This window comes from Bacillus sp. FJAT-47783, from assembly GCF_022808615.1.
GTDB lineage: Bacteria > Bacillota > Bacilli > Bacillales > Aeribacillaceae > Bacillus_BZ.
Genome location: NZ_JAKZKS010000007.1, coordinates 13,238 through 30,382, shown reverse-complemented (window position 1 = coordinate 30,382; position 17,145 = coordinate 13,238). Strand labels below are relative to the sequence as shown.

Annotated in this window: 14 protein-coding genes; 13 read left to right on the top strand and 1 reads right to left on the bottom strand. The window is 37.0% G+C overall.

Features of this window, described 5'->3' with window-relative positions; translation table 11 throughout:
- Positions 1-3 precede the first annotated feature (3 nt).
- The 5 genes from leuC to clpX all read left to right on the top strand — a co-directional run bounded on the left by leuC (position 4) and on the right by clpX (position 6,477).
- Positions 4-1,419 carry a 3-isopropylmalate dehydratase large subunit gene (leuC, locus tag MLD65_RS07115; protein ID WP_243291179.1) on the top strand — a complete coding sequence of 472 codons (1,416 nt, stop codon included), beginning with the start codon at positions 4-6 and terminating at the stop codon, positions 1,417-1,419.
- A gap of 16 nt (positions 1,420-1,435) precedes the next feature.
- A complete protein-coding gene (gene leuD / locus MLD65_RS07110; protein WP_243291178.1) occupies positions 1,436-2,032 on the top strand; it encodes a 3-isopropylmalate dehydratase small subunit in 597 nt (198 codons plus the stop codon).
- A gap of 114 nt (positions 2,033-2,146) precedes the next feature.
- Positions 2,147-3,136: a tetratricopeptide repeat protein gene (locus MLD65_RS07105; RefSeq protein WP_243291177.1), complete on the top strand. Its 990-nt coding sequence runs from the start codon at positions 2,147-2,149 to the stop codon at positions 3,134-3,136.
- 189 nt (positions 3,137-3,325) lie between these two features.
- Positions 3,326-4,600, top strand: a complete 1,275-nt coding sequence (gene tig / locus MLD65_RS07100) for a trigger factor (RefSeq protein ID WP_243291176.1) — start codon at positions 3,326-3,328, stop codon at positions 4,598-4,600.
- 605 nt (positions 4,601-5,205) lie between these two features.
- Positions 5,206-6,477, top strand: coding sequence for an ATP-dependent protease ATP-binding subunit ClpX (clpX, locus tag MLD65_RS07095; protein ID WP_243291175.1), 1,272 nt, complete (start codon positions 5,206-5,208; stop codon positions 6,475-6,477).
- A gap of 354 nt (positions 6,478-6,831) precedes the next feature.
- Here clpX and MLD65_RS07090 read toward each other — a convergent pair whose 3' ends face one another.
- Complete coding sequence (locus MLD65_RS07090; protein ID WP_243291174.1) at positions 6,832-6,975, bottom strand: hypothetical protein; 144 nt, start codon at positions 6,973-6,975, stop codon at positions 6,832-6,834.
- A gap of 192 nt (positions 6,976-7,167) precedes the next feature.
- On the opposite strand from MLD65_RS07090, the gene lonB reads away from it, so the two are divergent.
- The 8 genes from lonB (at position 7,168) to ccsA (ending at position 17,129) form a co-directional block, all read left to right on the top strand.
- Positions 7,168-8,820 (top strand): ATP-dependent protease LonB, encoded by a 1,653-nt coding sequence (gene lonB, locus MLD65_RS07085; protein WP_243291173.1) that lies wholly within the window; start codon positions 7,168-7,170, stop codon positions 8,818-8,820.
- Positions 8,821-9,160: 340 nt separating this feature from the next.
- On the top strand, positions 9,161-11,485 hold the full coding sequence (gene lon, locus MLD65_RS07080; RefSeq protein ID WP_243291172.1) for an endopeptidase La: 2,325 nt from the start codon (positions 9,161-9,163) through the stop codon (positions 11,483-11,485).
- Positions 11,482-12,081 (top strand): ribosome biogenesis GTP-binding protein YihA/YsxC, encoded by a 600-nt coding sequence (gene yihA / locus MLD65_RS07075; RefSeq protein ID WP_243291171.1) that lies wholly within the window; start codon positions 11,482-11,484, stop codon positions 12,079-12,081. Before lon ends, yihA begins: the two co-directional genes overlap by 4 nt.
- Positions 12,082-12,368: 287 nt before the next feature.
- Positions 12,369-13,160, top strand: coding sequence for a transporter substrate-binding domain-containing protein (locus MLD65_RS07070; protein ID WP_243291270.1), 792 nt, complete (start codon positions 12,369-12,371; stop codon positions 13,158-13,160).
- An 81-nt stretch (positions 13,161-13,241) separates the two neighbouring features.
- Entirely contained in the window at positions 13,242-13,904 is a 663-nt protein-coding gene (locus MLD65_RS07065) for an amino acid ABC transporter permease (protein ID WP_243291170.1), read from the top strand.
- A gap of 27 nt (positions 13,905-13,931) precedes the next feature.
- A complete protein-coding gene (locus MLD65_RS07060) occupies positions 13,932-14,654 on the top strand; it encodes an amino acid ABC transporter ATP-binding protein (protein WP_243291269.1) in 723 nt (240 codons plus the stop codon).
- A gap of 276 nt (positions 14,655-14,930) precedes the next feature.
- The gene (gene hemA, locus MLD65_RS07055; protein WP_243291169.1) at positions 14,931-16,277 is read left to right on the top strand and encodes a glutamyl-tRNA reductase; all 1,347 of its coding nucleotides are present in this window, start codon (positions 14,931-14,933) and stop codon (positions 16,275-16,277) included.
- An 18-nt stretch (positions 16,278-16,295) separates the two neighbouring features.
- Complete coding sequence (gene ccsA, locus MLD65_RS07050; protein ID WP_243291168.1) at positions 16,296-17,129, top strand: cytochrome c biogenesis protein CcsA; 834 nt, start codon at positions 16,296-16,298, stop codon at positions 17,127-17,129.
- The last annotated feature ends 16 nt before the right edge of the window (positions 17,130-17,145 follow it).

The following is a 17,145-nucleotide window of genomic DNA, read 5'->3' as shown; positions in this document are numbered from 1 at the left end:
AAAATGAAACCACGTAATATTATTGAGAAAATTTGGGATGACCATGTTGTTGTTAGTGAAAAAGGAAAACCAGATTTAATCTATATAGATTTGCACTTAATTCACGAAGTAACTTCACCTCAAGCTTTTGAAGGCTTAAGGGTAAAGGGAAGAAAAGTTCGTAAGCCAGAACAAACATTTGCTACGATGGATCATAACATTCCGACAAAAAATCGCTACATCATAGAAGATGAGGTTGCGAAAAATCAAATTTCAGCACTTGAACGAAATTGTCATGAATTTGGAATTGAACTAGCTGGTTTAGATAGTGAGGATCAAGGGATTGTCCACGTTATCGGTCCTGAGTTAGGCTTAACATTGCCGGGAAAAACGATTGTTTGTGGTGATAGTCATACATCGACTCATGGAGCATTTGGGGCTTTAGCATTTGGAATTGGAACGAGTGAAGTAGAACATGTTCTTGCGACACAAACGCTTTGGCAACATCGCCCGAAAACATTAAAAATTGACGTAACAGGATCTTTACAAGAGGGAGTTACGGCTAAAGATGTCATCCTTTATATTATTGGACAATACGGGGTAGATTTTGGGACGGGTTATGTCATTGAATATACAGGCGATTGTATAAAAAAGATGACGATGGATGAACGAATGACCATTTGTAATATGTCAATTGAATTTGGTGCTCGAGCAGGCCTCATTGCTCCGGATGAAACAACATTTGCTTATATAAAGGATAGAAAATATGCACCAAAAGGGGAAGCTTTTCATGAAGCGGTTCAGTATTGGAAGTCGTTAACGACAGATGAAGGTGCTTCGTTTGATCAAACAATTGTCATTGAAGGGGAAAAAATTGCTCCGATGGTCACATGGGGAACGAACCCAGGTATGGTCGTTCCAGTCAATAAGTCTATTCCGTCATTAGCCGATGCGAAAAATGAAAAAGAATTGCAATCTTTTAAACGGGCCTATGAATATATGGGCGTTTGCGAGAATGAAAAAATTGAACAGATTTCGGTTGACTACGTGTTTATCGGTTCTTGTACAAATTCAAGATTATCTGATTTACGTCAAGCAGCTCAAATTGTGAAAGATAAAAAAGTACATCCTGATGTAACGGCTATTGTTGTGCCAGGGTCACAAAGTGTAAAAAAACGAGCAGAAGAGGAAGGGATTCATCAAATCTTTTTAGAAGCAGGCTTTGAGTGGAGAGAATCAGGTTGTAGTATGTGTTTAAGTATGAATAATGATGTTGTACCAGCGGGAAAACGATGCGCATCAACTTCAAATCGTAATTTTGAAGGCCGTCAAGGAAAAGGGGCGAGAACGCATTTAGTGAGTCCTGTGATGGCCGCAGCTGCAGCCGTTTATGGTCGTTTTGTCGACATTCGAAAAATTCAAGTTGAAACAGTCTTATAAGGGGAGGGGAAAGGATATGCAACCATTTAAAACGTTAACGAGCAAAGTCGCCGTATTAAATCGCACAAATGTTGATACCGATCAAATTATCCCGAAACAGTTTTTAAAAAGGATTGAACGGACAGGTTATGGAAAATATGCCTTTTTTGACTGGCGTTATTTAGAAAATGGCGAAGAAAATAAAGAATTCGAATTGAATAACCCTCGCTATAAGGGGGCAAACATTTTACTCGCTGGAGCGAATTTTGGTTGCGGTTCTTCACGTGAACATGCACCGTGGGCTCTAGCTGATTACGGATTCAAAGTCATTATGGCACCATCATTTGCCGACATTTTTTATCAAAACTGTTTAAAAAACGGTCTTTTACCGATTCGTGTTGATGAAGAAACGATGGCGATATTATTGAAAAAAGCATCTCAATCTCCTTATCAATGTACGGTAAATCTTGAAAAACAGCAAGTAAGCGATGAAGATGGATTGCGGTTTTCTTTTAATATTGACCAACATTGGAAAGACATGCTCTTAAATGGAAGAGATGAAATTTCTTTTACCTTATTATATGAAGAAAAAATTTCAAACTATGAAAAGATGAGAAAAGCGCAGCGTTCATAACCTGCGCTTTTTAATAGTAATATATATCATTTCTCGTGAAACTAGATCTTCTTGTTTTATTCGAAACAGACTGGTAAACTTGTAGGAAACATACGATAAAGAGGGTATTCCACCATGAAAAAAGATGAAAGGAAAGTTGTACCCTTTCCGGGTGTTAAGAAGCGGCTAATTGATAAAGGAATGGAAGCCATTAAAGAAAAGAACTTTAGCCAAGCGCTAGCACATTTCCAAGAAGCGGAGAAGTGGGATGCAGAAAATAGCGAAGTACAACTTGGGAAGGCGATCAGTTTATTAGAACTGGGCGAGCTTAAAGAGGCAAAAGACATTTGTAAGCAAATGCTGCATGAAGATCGTGGCAACTATTTTACTGTTTTACAAATTTATTTAACGATATTGATTCAAATGGGAAAGTATGATGAGGTTCAAGCGACAATAGAAGTCGTATTAGAGGAAAATAAAGTTCCGGCTAATTATGCGGAGCAATTTTACAAGTTATTAGATTTCGCTCGAAAAATGAATCAAAATGAGGGTGAGAAAATCTCAGAAGATGAGTTGAACCTTCATGATCTTCTTACAACCGTAGAAGAACAAGTAAAGTATGTTCATACTTTACAACAAACAAACTGCATGAATCATATGCATTCGATACATATTTTATTGGAACATCCGAATGTTCATCCGGTTGTAAAAACAATGATCCTGCAAGTATTGAAAGATCAGGAAGTATTTCGTAAAATCGATATACATAAGTTTGGAAAGAATATGACGATTATACCAATTGAGCTAAAGGATATTTCTGAAGAAGATTTTGTCCAACGAGTGTTAAATAAGCTAGAGGACTATTTGTCAAATGAAAATCCAACATTGTATGAAGCATTAAAGGAGCTATGGATTCGCCATCTATATGTTATATATCCGTTTCATCCTATTCCCGAGCGTGAAAACGTATGGGCTGCTGCCTTACATCAAATTGGATATGAAATGTATGGAATTGAAATAGATCGAAAAGAAATAGTTGAAACATATCGAGTAACAGAACACGAATTAAGTGATGTTTGCCAACAAATTAAGTACATAGAAGAAATTTCAAACTTGCAAATATAGTGTATCTATTGAAAGCAAGAGATTGTATGTTATAATAAAATGGTTGCAAAAGAATGTTTTTTGAATGAGCATTTTGCATCTAAAGCTTGTTACATACGGGTATATATTGGGATGACTTGTTAAAACTGAACAAGCATAATTTCTTAACGGTATATGAAACAATATTTATAGATTGTTGGAGGGAAACACATGGCAGTTAAATGGGAAAAGTTAGAAAACAATGAAGGTGTGTTAACAGTAGAAGTTGATGCACAACAATTTGACAACGCATTAGATCAGGCGTTCAAAAAAGTAGTTAAGCAAGTATCAATTCCTGGATTCCGTAAAGGAAAGGTACCTCGTAGCCTATTTGAAAAGCGTTTCGGCGTTGAAGCATTATATCAAGATGCTTTAGATATTATTTTACCAGTTGCTTATCCAAATGCTGTTGAAGAAGCGGGCATTGAGCCAGTCGATCGTCCGGAAATTGACGTTGAGCAAATTGAAAAAGGTCAAACATTAGTGTTTACTGCAAAGGTAACAGTTAAACCTGAAGTGAAATTAGGTGAGTACAAAGGTTTAGGTGTTGAGAAAGAAGATGCAACCGTTACAGACGAGGATGTTGAAAATGAATTAAAGCAATTACAAGAACGTCATGCTGAGCTTGTTGTAAAAGAAGATGGAAAAGTTGAAGAAGGCAATACCGTTGTCATCGACTTTGAAGGTTTCGTTGACGGTGAAGCGTTCGAAGGCGGAAAAGCAGAGAACTATTCTTTAGAAATTGGTTCAGGAACATTTATTCCTGGATTTGAAGAGCAATTAATGGGTCTTGAAGCAGGTGCTGAAAAAGATATCGAAGTTACTTTCCCAGAAGAGTATCATGCAGAAAACTTAGCTGGTAAACCGGCTACGTTCAAAGTGAAGCTTCATGAAATCAAAGCGAAAGAACTTCCAGCATTAGACGATGAATTCGCAAAAGATGTAAATGAAGAGGTAGAAACTCTTGATGAGCTTAAAGCGAAAACAAGAGAACGATTAGAAGAGCAAAAGAGCCAGCATGCAGAAAACAAGCTTCGCGATGATTTAGTAGAAAAAGCTGCTGAGAACGCTGAAGTAGAAATTCCAGAAGTGATGGTTGACCAAGAAGTTGACCGCATGATGAAAGAGTTCGAACAACGCCTTCAAATGCAAGGTATGAACTTAGAGTTATACTTCCAATTCTCTGGTCAGGATGAAGATGCTTTACGTGAACAAATGAAAGAAGATGCGAAGAAGCGTGTGAAATTCAATTTAACATTAGAAGCGATTGCAAAAGCGGAAGAAATTACTGTTTCTGATGAAGAAGCTGATGCAGAAATTGCGAAAATGGCTGAAATGTACAACATGTCAGCTGAAAATGTAAAAGCAGCTCTTGGTTCAACTGAAGGAATTAAAGAAGATTTAAAAGTTAGAAAAGCAATTGATTTTCTTGTAGAAAATAACTAATTTGCTGCATATATATTAGTAACAATGTAAATAACTAAAACCTTATAAAACAAGGCGCGACTCGATCGTGCCTTGTTTTGTAACAATCTTTACATATTGGTGCTTTCTATACATAATCGATACAACATTTATCATAGACTTAAACAATACATGAAACGATTGAAAGAACTTGTCAGTAACTTACCTAAAAAATACGTTAGAGGATTGAAGGAATATACACAGTTTATAACGAATTACATAACAAATAAGTAGTATTGTTTTTGGCTGAACGTAATGATGATTACGGGAGGAAGTTTTGGTTGACTTCAACTTTTTAAAGGTTGGATTATTTTGCGCTAGTCTAGTTGAATAAGAATGGATATTGTTTTTAAATGACATGAAATGGGTATTCTAAACAATAATAGTACATACTTAATCGTAAACGTGAAACATATCTTTTTATTATCGCTTTTCTTTCGTGTATAATAAATGCAATACATACTTGAGCTTTCGTTTTTTAATGTATTTGTACCCAATTTCCCTATTTTGTAATAATTAGGTCAATGATGTCAATTGCATATTAGGGTTTTTTGGAGATAGAGATAAAGAACCAAGGGGTGATAAACATGATTAAATTTAATGATGATAAAGGTCAGCTTAAATGTTCATTTTGTGGAAAAACACAAGATCAAGTTCGTAAGTTAGTAGCTGGTCCGGGTGTATATATATGTGATGAATGTATTGAACTTTGTACTGAAATAGTTGAAGAGGAGCTTGGTACGGAGGAAGAAGTTGAATTTAAAGATGTACCGAAGCCAAAAGAAATTCTAGAAATTTTAGATGAATATGTTATTGGGCAAGAGCAAGCGAAAAAATCGTTATCAGTAGCGGTATATAATCATTATAAACGGATTAATTCAAATAGTAAGATTGATGACGTGGAACTATCGAAAAGTAATATTGTATTAATCGGACCAACAGGTAGTGGTAAAACACTTCTAGCTCAAACGCTCGCGAGAATCTTGAATGTGCCGTTTGCCATCGCAGATGCAACTTCTTTAACAGAAGCTGGATATGTGGGGGAAGATGTTGAAAATATCTTACTTAAGCTGATTCAAGCTGCGGACTATGATGTTGAGAAAGCCGAAAAAGGGATTATTTACATCGACGAAATTGATAAAGTAGCACGTAAATCTGAAAACCCATCTATTACGCGTGATGTTTCCGGAGAAGGTGTACAACAAGCATTGCTGAAAATTTTAGAAGGTACTGTTGCAAGTGTACCGCCACAAGGTGGACGTAAGCATCCACATCAAGAGTTTATTCAAATCGATACGACAAATATTTTATTTGTGTGTGGTGGGGCGTTTGATGGTATTGAACAAATTATTAAACGTCGCTTAGGGCAAAAAGTAATCGGCTTTGGTGCAGATAATAAACAAAAAGAATTAGATCAAAAAGAGCTACTGTCTAAAGTTCTTCCGGAAGATTTGCTGAAATTTGGATTAATTCCAGAGTTTATTGGTCGTCTTCCCGTTACAGCAAGCTTATTACCGCTTGATGAAGATGCGCTCATTCAAATTTTAACAGAACCGAAAAATGCCCTCGTTAAGCAATATCAAAAGATGCTTGATTTAGATGGAGTAGAACTTGAATTTGAAGAAGAGGCGTTACGTGAAATTGCCAAAAAAGCAATTGAACGAAAAACTGGAGCGCGTGGTCTTCGCTCGATCATAGAAGGAATTATGTTAGATGTGATGTTTGACTTACCTTCTCGTGACGATGTTTCAAAATGTATCATTACGGCTGAAACTGTAACAGCTAAAACATCACCTAAATTAGTGATGAATGACGGTACCGTTTTAGTTAATAATAAAGACACTAAAACGTCTGCTTAAAGAACAAATCGCGAATTGTTCAGAGAAGTTAGATGTTAGAGGTCAGAATAGTCGAAATCGGTGAAATGGCCGATTTCAATGGATAAATTCGGTTTCCGATAACCGATAAACGAAAATATAATTATTATTTGAAAAACATCTCCAACCATTGGAGATGTTTTTTGCTGTTAAGGAAATTATACATTTCCAATATGTAGACTCTGTTCATAGTTGCTTGCGGCAAGCAAACTTCCCATTTCATCCATACGATCAGTTAATGTTGACTGAAACGTCGCTCGAGTTTTCTTTATCTCCTACTGAAATGGTACAGTTTGCACGCCGCTTTTAGCGAAGCTATCGCATTTTTTGTTCCTATTAAAAAGAAAGGTCTGTTTTACATGTTGGGCATGTAATCATTTTTAATTCATACGTTTCACAATCAAAGTAGTATGATTCTTCGCCACCACAATCACATGTGATTTGTACTACGATATCGCCTTTTGAAGCATCCATATTCATAAATATCCCCCTCATTTTTTAAAAGGTGAGTATGATACGCTAAAATAGCCAGTTTGTACGCGGTTCGGTGAACGTTCTACACTTTTGTTTACTAGCGTATGCGTATTTAATCTTATATATGCTAATACGTTTAATGTGCTTAAGTTGAGGAGATAATAGAAAAAACATATTTCGGTGTGGGAGGGATTACGTATGAATTGGACAAGTGTGGCGCTTTTTATACAACTATTTTTCGGTGTGATTATCGGACTTTATTTTTGGAATTTATTAAAAAATCAACGTACACAAAAGGTGTCCATTGACCGAGAATCAAGAAAAGAAATGGAACAATTAAGAAAAATGCGCTCTATTCAATTGTCTGTTCCGCTTGCGGAAAGAGTGCGCCCAAAAAGTTTTCAAGATATAGTCGGACAAGAAGATGGTATAAAATCGTTAAAAGCTGCGCTTTGTGGACCTAATCCACAACATGTTATCATTTACGGTCCGCCAGGGGTCGGGAAAACGGCTGCTGCCAGACTTGTTTTGGAAGAGGCAAAAAAAAATGAGCATTCTCCGTTTAAAGAAAATGCTGAATTTGTGGAGTTAGATGCAACAACAGCTCGATTCGATGAACGAGGGATTGCAGATCCGCTCATTGGCTCCGTTCACGACCCGATATACCAAGGTGCAGGAGCTATGGGGCAAGCTGGAATTCCACAACCGAAGCAAGGAGCTGTGACACACGCTCATGGTGGAGTGCTGTTTATTGATGAAATTGGAGAGTTACACCCAATACAAATGAATAAATTGCTAAAGGTTTTAGAAGATCGAAAAGTATTTTTAGAAAGTGCTTATTATAGTGAGGAAAATACTCAAATCCCTAAGCATATTCACGATATTTTTCAAAATGGTCTGCCTGCTGACTTTCGTTTAATTGGGGCAACGACAAGAACACCTAATGAAATACCACCTGCTATTCGCTCGCGATGTTTAGAAGTGTTCTTTCGCGAGTTAGATCGAGAAGAGCTTGCAACAGTCGCGCGTAATGCAGCTGAAAAGGTAAATATGAAGGTTAGCGAAAAAGGAATTTCGGTATTAACCTCATATACACGTAACGGTCGTGAATGTGTGAATATGGTTCAAATTGCCGCAGGTATTGCTTTAACAGAAAAACGAAATGAAATAACAGTAGCGGATATCGAATGGGTCGTCCAATCAAGTCAACTTTCTCCAAGAATGGAGAGAAATGTGAATGAACAACCTCAAGTTGGTTTAGTAAACGGTTTAGCTGTATATGGACCAAATACAGGAGCTCTTCTTGAAATCGAAGTGACAGTTATTCCAGCGAAAGAAAAAGGAACCATGAACATCACTGGAATAGTGGAAGAAGAAAGTATCGGTGACCGGGGGAAGTCGATTCGACGTAAAAGCATGGCGAAAGGTTCGATCGAAAATGTGATTACTGTATTACGTTCAATGGGCGTGAATGCAGAGGATTATGATATACACGTAAATTTCCCAGGAGGAATACCAATTGATGGACCAAGTGCAGGAATCGCCATGGCAACAGGCATTTTTTCTGCTATACATAAGATCCCGATCGATAACACCGTTACCATGACAGGAGAAATAAGTATTCACGGTCAAGTAAAACCGATTGGCGGAATCATTCCGAAAATAAAAGCTGCTAAAAATGCTGGAGCGAAAACGGTCATCATTCCACAAGAAAATGTACAAGCCATTATGAAAGATATTGAGGGGATTCAAATTATTCCTGTTACACACTTTCAGGAAGTGCTCGATATTGCATTAGTAAATCCCCCAACTGAAAGTAGTCGTTCCTTCCCGAAAAAAGAGTCAGTATAAACGATTTCAATTTGTAGCAAGACAGCAGCTCTTGCTACTTTTTATTTTATCCCACTATTAATGAGTAGTAAGGCCCCACCTCAAGATTCAGTAGTAAAGCAAAGAAGATAATCGGGGGAAAACTTTAGGTTATCCCATAGAGACTAATATTCACTGGAGGATAAAAAAACCCACTGAATGAAGTTTCACTGATATCTACTATTTCTAGCTTGAAAGGGTATACTACATAACACATTTCCCTTAAATACTTAAAAATAGACACTTGTGTTAGAATAGGATAGAATTGAACAAGAACAATTTTCTAGTACTATTTGACTTACATCTATGGAGGTGTTACATAATGGCGAAAACGGAAACAAAAATCGTCCCCCTCCTACCGCTTCGAGGATTACTTGTTTACCCTACGATGGTATTACATTTAGATGTTGGAAGGGAAAAATCGGTCCAAGCATTAGAAAAAGCAATGATGGACGATCATACCATTTTTTTAACAACACAAAAAGAAATTTCGATTGATGATCCGACAGAAGATGATATATACGCAATCGGTACATTAACGAAAATTAAACAGATGCTAAAGCTTCCAAATGGAACGATTCGCGTGTTAGTGGAAGGATTGAAGCGCGGTTCCATTGAAAAGTTTATTGATGAAGAATCATACATGTCTGTAGAAGTTACGACCTTTGAAGAGCGGCAGGAAAAGGATGTTGAAGAAGAAGCGCTAATGCGTACAGCGCTTGACTATTTTGAGCAATACATAAAAATGTCGAAGAAATTGACAAGTGAAACATTCGCTACCGTAGCCGACATTGATGAACCAGGAAGATTAGCCGATTTAATTGCCTCTCATTTGCCGATTAAATTGAAGGATAAACAACATATTTTAGAAACGTTTCATATTAAAGACCGTTTAAATACGATTATCGAAATCATTCATAATGAAAAAGAAGTCCTTCAATTAGAAAAGAAAATTGGCCAACGTGTTAAACGTTCGATGGAACGGACACAAAAGGAATACTACTTACGCGAACAAATGAAAGCCATTCAAAAAGAACTTGGAGAAAAAGAAGGAAAAGTTGGGGAGATTGAAGGGCTGAAAGAAAAAATTAGTCAATCAGGTATGCCCGAGCACGTTCAGAAAACGGCTCTAAAAGAGCTTGATAGATATGAAAAAGTGCCTTCTTCATCAGCTGAAAGTGCGGTGATTCGAAACTATATTGATTGGCTCCTTTCCTTACCATGGTCTGAGGCGACAGAAGATCGTATAGACGTACGCGTTGCTGAAGAAGTCTTACACGAAGAACATTATGGTTTAGATAAAGTAAAAGAACGCGTTCTTGAATATTTAGCTGTTCAACAATTAACGAATTCCTTAAAAGGACCGATACTTTGTTTAGCAGGACCTCCAGGTGTCGGAAAAACATCATTAGCTCGTTCTATTGCAAAATCGTTAAATCGAAATTTCGTCCGCGTTTCACTTGGCGGCGTAAGGGATGAATCGGAAATCAGAGGTCACAGAAGAACTTACGTAGGAGCAATGCCAGGAAGAATTATTCAAGGAATGAAAAAGGCTGGCACGATAAATCCGGTTTTCTTATTAGATGAAATTGATAAAATGTCTGCTGACTTTCGTGGTGATCCATCGGCAGCCTTACTTGAAGTACTAGACCCTGAGCAAAACTATAATTTTAGTGACCATTATATTGAAGAACCGTACGATTTATCGAAAGTAATGTTTATCGCAACCGCGAATAATTTAGCAACGATTCCAGGACCATTACGTGATCGTATGGAAATCATTACAATTGCCGGTTATACGGAAGTTGAAAAAATTAACATCGGGAAAGATCATTTATTACCGAAACAAATGAAAGAGCACGGATTAAAAAAATCCCATCTTCAATTAAGGGACGATGCGTTTCAAAGTATTATTCGTTATTACACAAGAGAGGCTGGAGTGCGTGGGTTTGAGAGAAAGCTTGCAGCTATCTGTCGAAAAGCAGCTAAATTGGTTGTAACAGGTGAAAGAAAGCGAATTATAATTACGGAAAAAAATATCGAGGATTATTTAGGGAAACGACTGTTCCGTTATGGACAAGCTGAGCATAAAGATCAAGTTGGCGTGGCAACAGGCCTTGCTTATACAACTGTTGGCGGTGACACACTTTCAATTGAAGTATCGCTCTCACCGGGAAAAGGAAAACTTATTTTAACCGGGAAGCTCGGTGATGTGATGAAGGAATCTGCTCAGGCCGCATTTAGTTATATACGTACACGTGCAGAGGACTTGAAAATTGATCCTGACTTTCATGAAAAGAATGATATTCACATTCACGTCCCAGAAGGTGCAGTACCGAAAGATGGTCCGTCAGCAGGAATTACAATGGCAACTGCTCTCATTTCTGCTTTAACGGGAATTCCAGTAAGCCGACATGTTGGCATGACAGGGGAAATTACGTTACGGGGTCGTGTATTACCAATCGGCGGCTTAAAAGAAAAAGCATTAAGTGCCCATAGAGCTGGATTGAAAAAAGTGATTTTACCAAAAGATAATGAAAAGGATCTAGAGGAAATTCCAGAAAGCGTACGCAACGAATTAACTTTTGTCCTCGTGTCACACCTCGATGAAGTGTTACAACATGCATTAGTGGGAGAGGTAGTATGAAAATAAAAAGTGCAGAGATTGTCATTAGTGCTGTAAAAAAAGAACAATATCCGAACGAAGGAATTCCCGAAATCGCTTTAGCCGGACGCTCCAACGTTGGAAAGTCTTCATTTATCAATAAGCTACTCAATCGCAAAAATTTAGCTCGCACATCTTCAAAACCAGGAAAGACACAAACATTAAACTTTTACATGATCAATGAACAATTTCATTTTGTCGATGTACCTGGTTATGGCTTTGCGAAAGTATCGAAAAAAGAACGAGAAGCATGGGGGAAAATGATTGAAACGTATTTAACAACGCGTGATGTGTTAAAAGCAGTCGTTTTAATCGTCGATGTCCGTCATGCACCAACAAATGACGATGTGATGATGTATGATTTCTTAAAATATTATGAAATCCCTGTTATCGTTGTAGCGACAAAGGCTGATAAAATCCCGAAAGGAAAATGGGAAAAGCATTTAAAAGTCGTAAGAGAAACGTTAGAAATGGAAGCAGGAGACGAATTAATCTTGTTTTCGAGTGAAACAGGAAAAGGAAAAAATGAAGCGTGGGCTGTCTTATTAAAAGCGATGGGAATAAAAGCAACGGATTAAAACCCGTTGCTTTTTTATATTTCCAGAATCTAAATTGTTTTCAAGGGTTCATGAAGTCTTCGTTGTTCATTATAGCGAATTATGACGAATATATAGGTCTTTTTCAGGAAATTAGAGGAAAAGACAGGATATGACAGCATGTTTGCGAATTGTTTAGTTATACAGGAGAGATTTAGTCTATCGTTTGATAAGGGAAAGTTACTTGAGTTTTTAGACTTTGAAAGAAAAACTTATCAAACAGTATAATGAAAAAAGACGAAAAATTTAGAAAAAAGAGGGGTGCAATGATGAAAAAAAGGTTTATGTTTGTTGTGTTATTGTTGATGTTCTTTACACTGTTAGTCGGGTGTGGGACGGAAAGTAGCTCAAGCTCGTCTAGTGATAAAGGAATGAAGCTTGTAGAAGAAGGTAAGTTTACGTTTGCTGCATCAGGGGAATATGCACCATTTAGTGTAACAGATGGTAATGGGAAAATGACAGGGTTTGATATTGATGTAGCGAATGCTGTAGCCGAACATTTAGGTCTTGAACCTTCACAAAAGAAATTTAAGTTTGCAGGAATTGTAGAAGGGGTTAAAACAGGGAGATTTGATGCAGCGGTAGCTAGTCATACTGTTACAGATGAGAGAAAAGAACAGGTCGCTTTTTCAACACCTTATTATTATTCTGGTCCGCATATTTTCGTAAGACCTGATAGTGATATTCAGTCGATGGATGATTTATCTGGAAAAGAAGTTGCTGTATCGAAAGGCTCTACATATGCAAAGATTTCAAGTGAAGCAACAGATAATGTTATTCAATATGATAGCGATGTAACGGCATTAGAAGCGTTAAGCAACGGAAAGCATGATGCGGTCATTACAGACTTTGTTACAGGACAAGAAGCAATTGGTAATGGGCTTAAAGTGGAAGGGCGTAAGGCGATCGGTACGAGTGAACAAGCGATTGCTGTTGCGAAAGATAATACAGAATTATTAGAAAAAATAAATGAAGCGCTAGAGAAAATGAGAGAAGATGGCACATTAAAGGAAATAAGTGAAAAGTATATCGGTAAAGATATTACAACAAAACCAGAGTAATGAGGTTCACAGGAATGTGTTCAATCGGCACATTCCTTCTTTTATCCAAACTTCATGCATATAGAACAGGGGATGAGTGAGATGCCAACTTTATCACATGTGTTTGAAAAGTTTATTGAATCATTTGATATGTTTTTACACGGAATGCTTGTTACGTTACAAGTTACACTAGTATCTGTTTTCATTGCCATTTTTATCGGTCTCTTTTTTGCCTTTTTAAAAATATCCAATCGAAAAGTGTTGGAATGGATGGCTGATTTATACATTTATATCGTTCGGGGTACACCGTTAATTGTCCAAATTTTCATTTTCTACTTTGGTTTAACCTCTCTTCATATCTCCCAATTTTGGTCCGTCGCTTTAGGACTTGCTTTCCATAACGGAGCGTATATTGCTGAAATTTTCCGTGGAACGATTCAGTCCATCGATCGCGGCCAGATGGAAGCAGGACGATCCCTTGGCATGAGCCAATCATTAACGATGCGACGCATAATATTACCACAAGCGTTTCGACGTGCGATGCCACCTTTAGGGAATCAATTTATTATTGCACTAAAAGATTCTTCTCTTGCTGCATTTATTGGTCTTTATGAATTATTTAATGTTGCAACGACAGAAGGAGCCAATTCTTTTGATAATATGACGTACTTACTTATTGTTGCTATTTATTACTTATTTTTAGTCTTAATTTTAACATTACTAGTTAATTTGGTAGAGAAAAAGCTAGCAGTTAGTGAACGATAGGAGGAATGAAAGTTGGCTAAACGCGTGATGATAGAAGTTCAACAATTAAATAAGTCATTCGGCGAATTACACGTTTTGAAAAATATTGATTTAACCGTTTATGAAAGTGACGTTGTCTGTTTAATAGGCGCCAGCGGTTCTGGAAAAAGTACGTTATTACGTTGTTTAAATTTTTTAGAGATAAAAGATAATGGGAAAGTGATCATTGACGAAGAAGAGATCGATGTTCAAACACATGACTTAAACAAAGTGAGACAAAAAGTTGGAATGGTCTTTCAACACTTTCATTTATTTCCCCATAAGACGGTATTAGAAAACATAATAGAAGCTCCTTTACATGTGAAGCGTCTTCCGAAAGAGAGTGTGTTACAAGAAGCTAGGCGACTTTTAGAAAAAGTCGGATTATTAGATAAAGAAAATGTTTACCCAGCCAAACTGTCAGGTGGACAAAAGCAACGTGTTGCGATTGCTCGAGCATTAGCGATGAAACCAGAAGTCATGCTATTTGACGAACCTACTTCTGCTTTAGATCCTGAGCTTGTCGGAGAAGTGTTGGCAACGATGAAGGAGTTGGCAAAAGAAGGGATGACAATGGTCGTTGTCACCCATGAAATGGGCTTTGCCCGCGAAGTAGCAGATCAAATTGTCTATATGCATGATGGAAAAATAGTAGAAGTCGGTACACCGGAACAAATTTTCGAACAGCCAAAAGAACAGCGTACACGAGATTTCCTCCATTCGGTTTTATAGTATTAGTTAGTTGTAAAAAAATAGGAGTGTAAACTAAAAAACGGGCAATATGTCCGTTTTTTATCGTATAACTATTTTTTTCTAACAAATAATAAGTTTTGGTAAACGAGAATCCTTGCTCCAGAAAAATATTTTTGTTAAGGTACAATAGAAGAAATATTTTAGTATGGACGATTCATTATACACTTTCAAATACTGTTCACATTTTTTTTAAGCTCTTGTTTTTTGTCATGTTATAATAATGAAAGAACACATCGAAGGGATAGGGGGGTTATTATGCATATTTTAGCGATTGGGCTAAACTATAAAACAGCCCCTGTTGAGATTCGCGAAAAGCTAAGCTTTCAGGAAAATGATTTAGCAGATGCGATGAAACAGCTAAAAAAGCAAAAAAGTGTTTTGGAAAACGTAATCGTTTCCACGTGCAATCGAACAGAAATATATGCTGTCGTTGACCAACTCCATACTGGCCGCTATTATTTAAAAGCATTTCTAGCGGAGTGGTTTCATATAGAGATTGACGACTTTGCTTCTTATATAAAATACTACGAGAGTGAACATGCTGTTGAACATTTATATAAAGTGGCTTGTGGGCTTGATTCAATGGTATTAGGTGAAACACAAATTTTAGGACAAGTACGATCAAGCTTTTTACTTGCACAAGAAAACGGAACAATCGGCACGGTCTTTCATCATCTTTTTAAAGAAGCGATTACCATCGCCAAGCGTGCACATGCTGAGACGGAAATTGGTTCAAATGCTGTTTCAGTCTCATATGCTGCTGTGGAATTAGGAAAGAAAATTTTTGGTGATTTAAGCAATAAAAACGTTCTTATTTTAGGCGCCGGAAAAATGGGAGAGTTAGCTGTACAAAATTTAAACGGTAGTGGTGTAAAGAACATTACGGTCATTAACCGAACATTTGAAAAAGCAGAGCAGCTGGCTGAGCGGTTCCAAGGAAAAGCGAAGCGTCTTGCTGAGCTTCAGTGCGCGTTACTTGAAGCAGATATTTTGATTAGTTCGACGGGTGCTAATCATTATGTCATTACGAAAGAAATGATGGAACATGTTGATAAAATGAGAAAAGGTCGTCCACTTTTCATGGTTGATATTGCAGTGCCTCGAGATTTAGACCCAGCCCTTGGCGATTTCGAAAGCGTCTTTTTATATGATATTGACGATTTAGAGGGGATTGTAGAAGCTAACTTAGCAGAACGTAAAAAGAGCGCTGCGGTAATTGAATTATTAATCGAAGAAGGTATCGTTGAATTTACAAATTGGCTAAATACGCTTGGCGTTGTCCCTGTCATTTCGGCATTAAGACAAAAAGCATTAGCCATTCAAGCTGAAACGATGAAAAGTATTGAGCGGAAAATACCTAATTTAACGGAACGTGAAAAGAAAGTATTAAACAAGCATACGAAAAGCATTATCAACCAGCTTTTACGCGACCCTATTTTAAAAGTTAAGGAGCTCGCTGCTGATCAAGACCGCAATCAAAATTTACAATTGTTCCAAGAAATTTTTAATATTGAAGAAGAAACGAAAAAAGAACGGCAAAAAACAGATATATCGTTTCAAGCAAATGTGAAGGAGAACGAAAATGTTTCACTTCAAATGTAAGTGAAAGGAAATGGATTTATGGTAGACTCAAGCTATTTGCGTATAAATGAATTCATGGTTATTTTGTACGCTTTAAGTGTACTGCTTTATTTTATAGATTTCTTGCACAGTAACCGGAAGGCAAACAGCGCAGCCTTCTGGTTACTTTCTATTGTTTGGCTTCTACAAACGCTTTTTTTATTTAATCAAATGATTGTTCATGATCGCTTTCCTGTTTTAAATGTATTTGAAGGGCTTTATTTTTATTCGTGGGTATTGATTACCTTATCTCTCGTTTTACACCGATTTCTTCGCGTGGAATTTATTTTGTTCTTTACAAATATTATCGGGTTTATCATGGTTTCTTTACATACATTTGCCCCATCTAATGCAATCTCAGCAGAAGTTTCAAGTCAACTAATATCGGAGCTTTTGCTCATTCATATTACAATGGCTATATTGAGCTATGGAGCTTTTTCTCTTTCATTCGTTTTTTCGATTTTATATATGATTCAATACAACTTATTGAAGAAGAAAAAATGGGGGGAAAGGCTCATTCGAATACAAGACTTATCGAAGCTTGACCATATGTCTTACGTATTAAATGTCATTGGCGTACCAATGCTGTTATTAGGATTAATACTTGGTGTCATTTGGGCCTCTGTCAAATTGCAAGATTTTAGGTGGTATGATGCGAAAGTGCTCGGCTCATTTATGGTCATTTCGATTTATAGCTACTATATATATAGCCGTATTGTAAAAGAGTGGCAAGGAAAAAACGTTGCCTTGTTAAACATTGCCTCATTTTTAATTTTATTGATTAATTTATTTCTATTTGGGAGCTTATCACGCTTCCATTTCTGGTATTCGTAATGAACGGATCTTGTAG

Coding starts and splice junctions, on each gene's coding strand:
- lonB (WP_243291173.1), top strand. CDS start 7,168: ATGAATTGGACAAGTGTGGCGCTTTTTATACAACTATTTTTCGGTGTG.
- MLD65_RS07105 (WP_243291177.1), top strand. CDS start 2,147: ATGAAAAAAGATGAAAGGAAAGTTGTACCCTTTCCGGGTGTTAAGAAG.
- clpX (WP_243291175.1), top strand. CDS start 5,206: ATGATTAAATTTAATGATGATAAAGGTCAGCTTAAATGTTCATTTTGT.
- MLD65_RS07060 (WP_243291269.1), top strand. CDS start 13,932: ATGATAGAAGTTCAACAATTAAATAAGTCATTCGGCGAATTACACGTT.
- ccsA (WP_243291168.1), top strand. CDS start 16,296: ATGGTAGACTCAAGCTATTTGCGTATAAATGAATTCATGGTTATTTTG.
- MLD65_RS07090 (WP_243291174.1), bottom strand. CDS start 6,975: ATGAATATGGATGCTTCAAAAGGCGATATCGTAGTACAAATCACATGT.
- hemA (WP_243291169.1), top strand. CDS start 14,931: ATGCATATTTTAGCGATTGGGCTAAACTATAAAACAGCCCCTGTTGAG.
- MLD65_RS07070 (WP_243291270.1), top strand. CDS start 12,369: ATGAAAAAAAGGTTTATGTTTGTTGTGTTATTGTTGATGTTCTTTACA.
- yihA (WP_243291171.1), top strand. CDS start 11,482: ATGAAAATAAAAAGTGCAGAGATTGTCATTAGTGCTGTAAAAAAAGAA.
- MLD65_RS07065 (WP_243291170.1), top strand. CDS start 13,242: ATGCCAACTTTATCACATGTGTTTGAAAAGTTTATTGAATCATTTGAT.
- lon (WP_243291172.1), top strand. CDS start 9,161: ATGGCGAAAACGGAAACAAAAATCGTCCCCCTCCTACCGCTTCGAGGA.
- tig (WP_243291176.1), top strand. CDS start 3,326: ATGGCAGTTAAATGGGAAAAGTTAGAAAACAATGAAGGTGTGTTAACA.
- leuD (WP_243291178.1), top strand. CDS start 1,436: ATGCAACCATTTAAAACGTTAACGAGCAAAGTCGCCGTATTAAATCGC.
- leuC (WP_243291179.1), top strand. CDS start 4: ATGAAACCACGTAATATTATTGAGAAAATTTGGGATGACCATGTTGTT.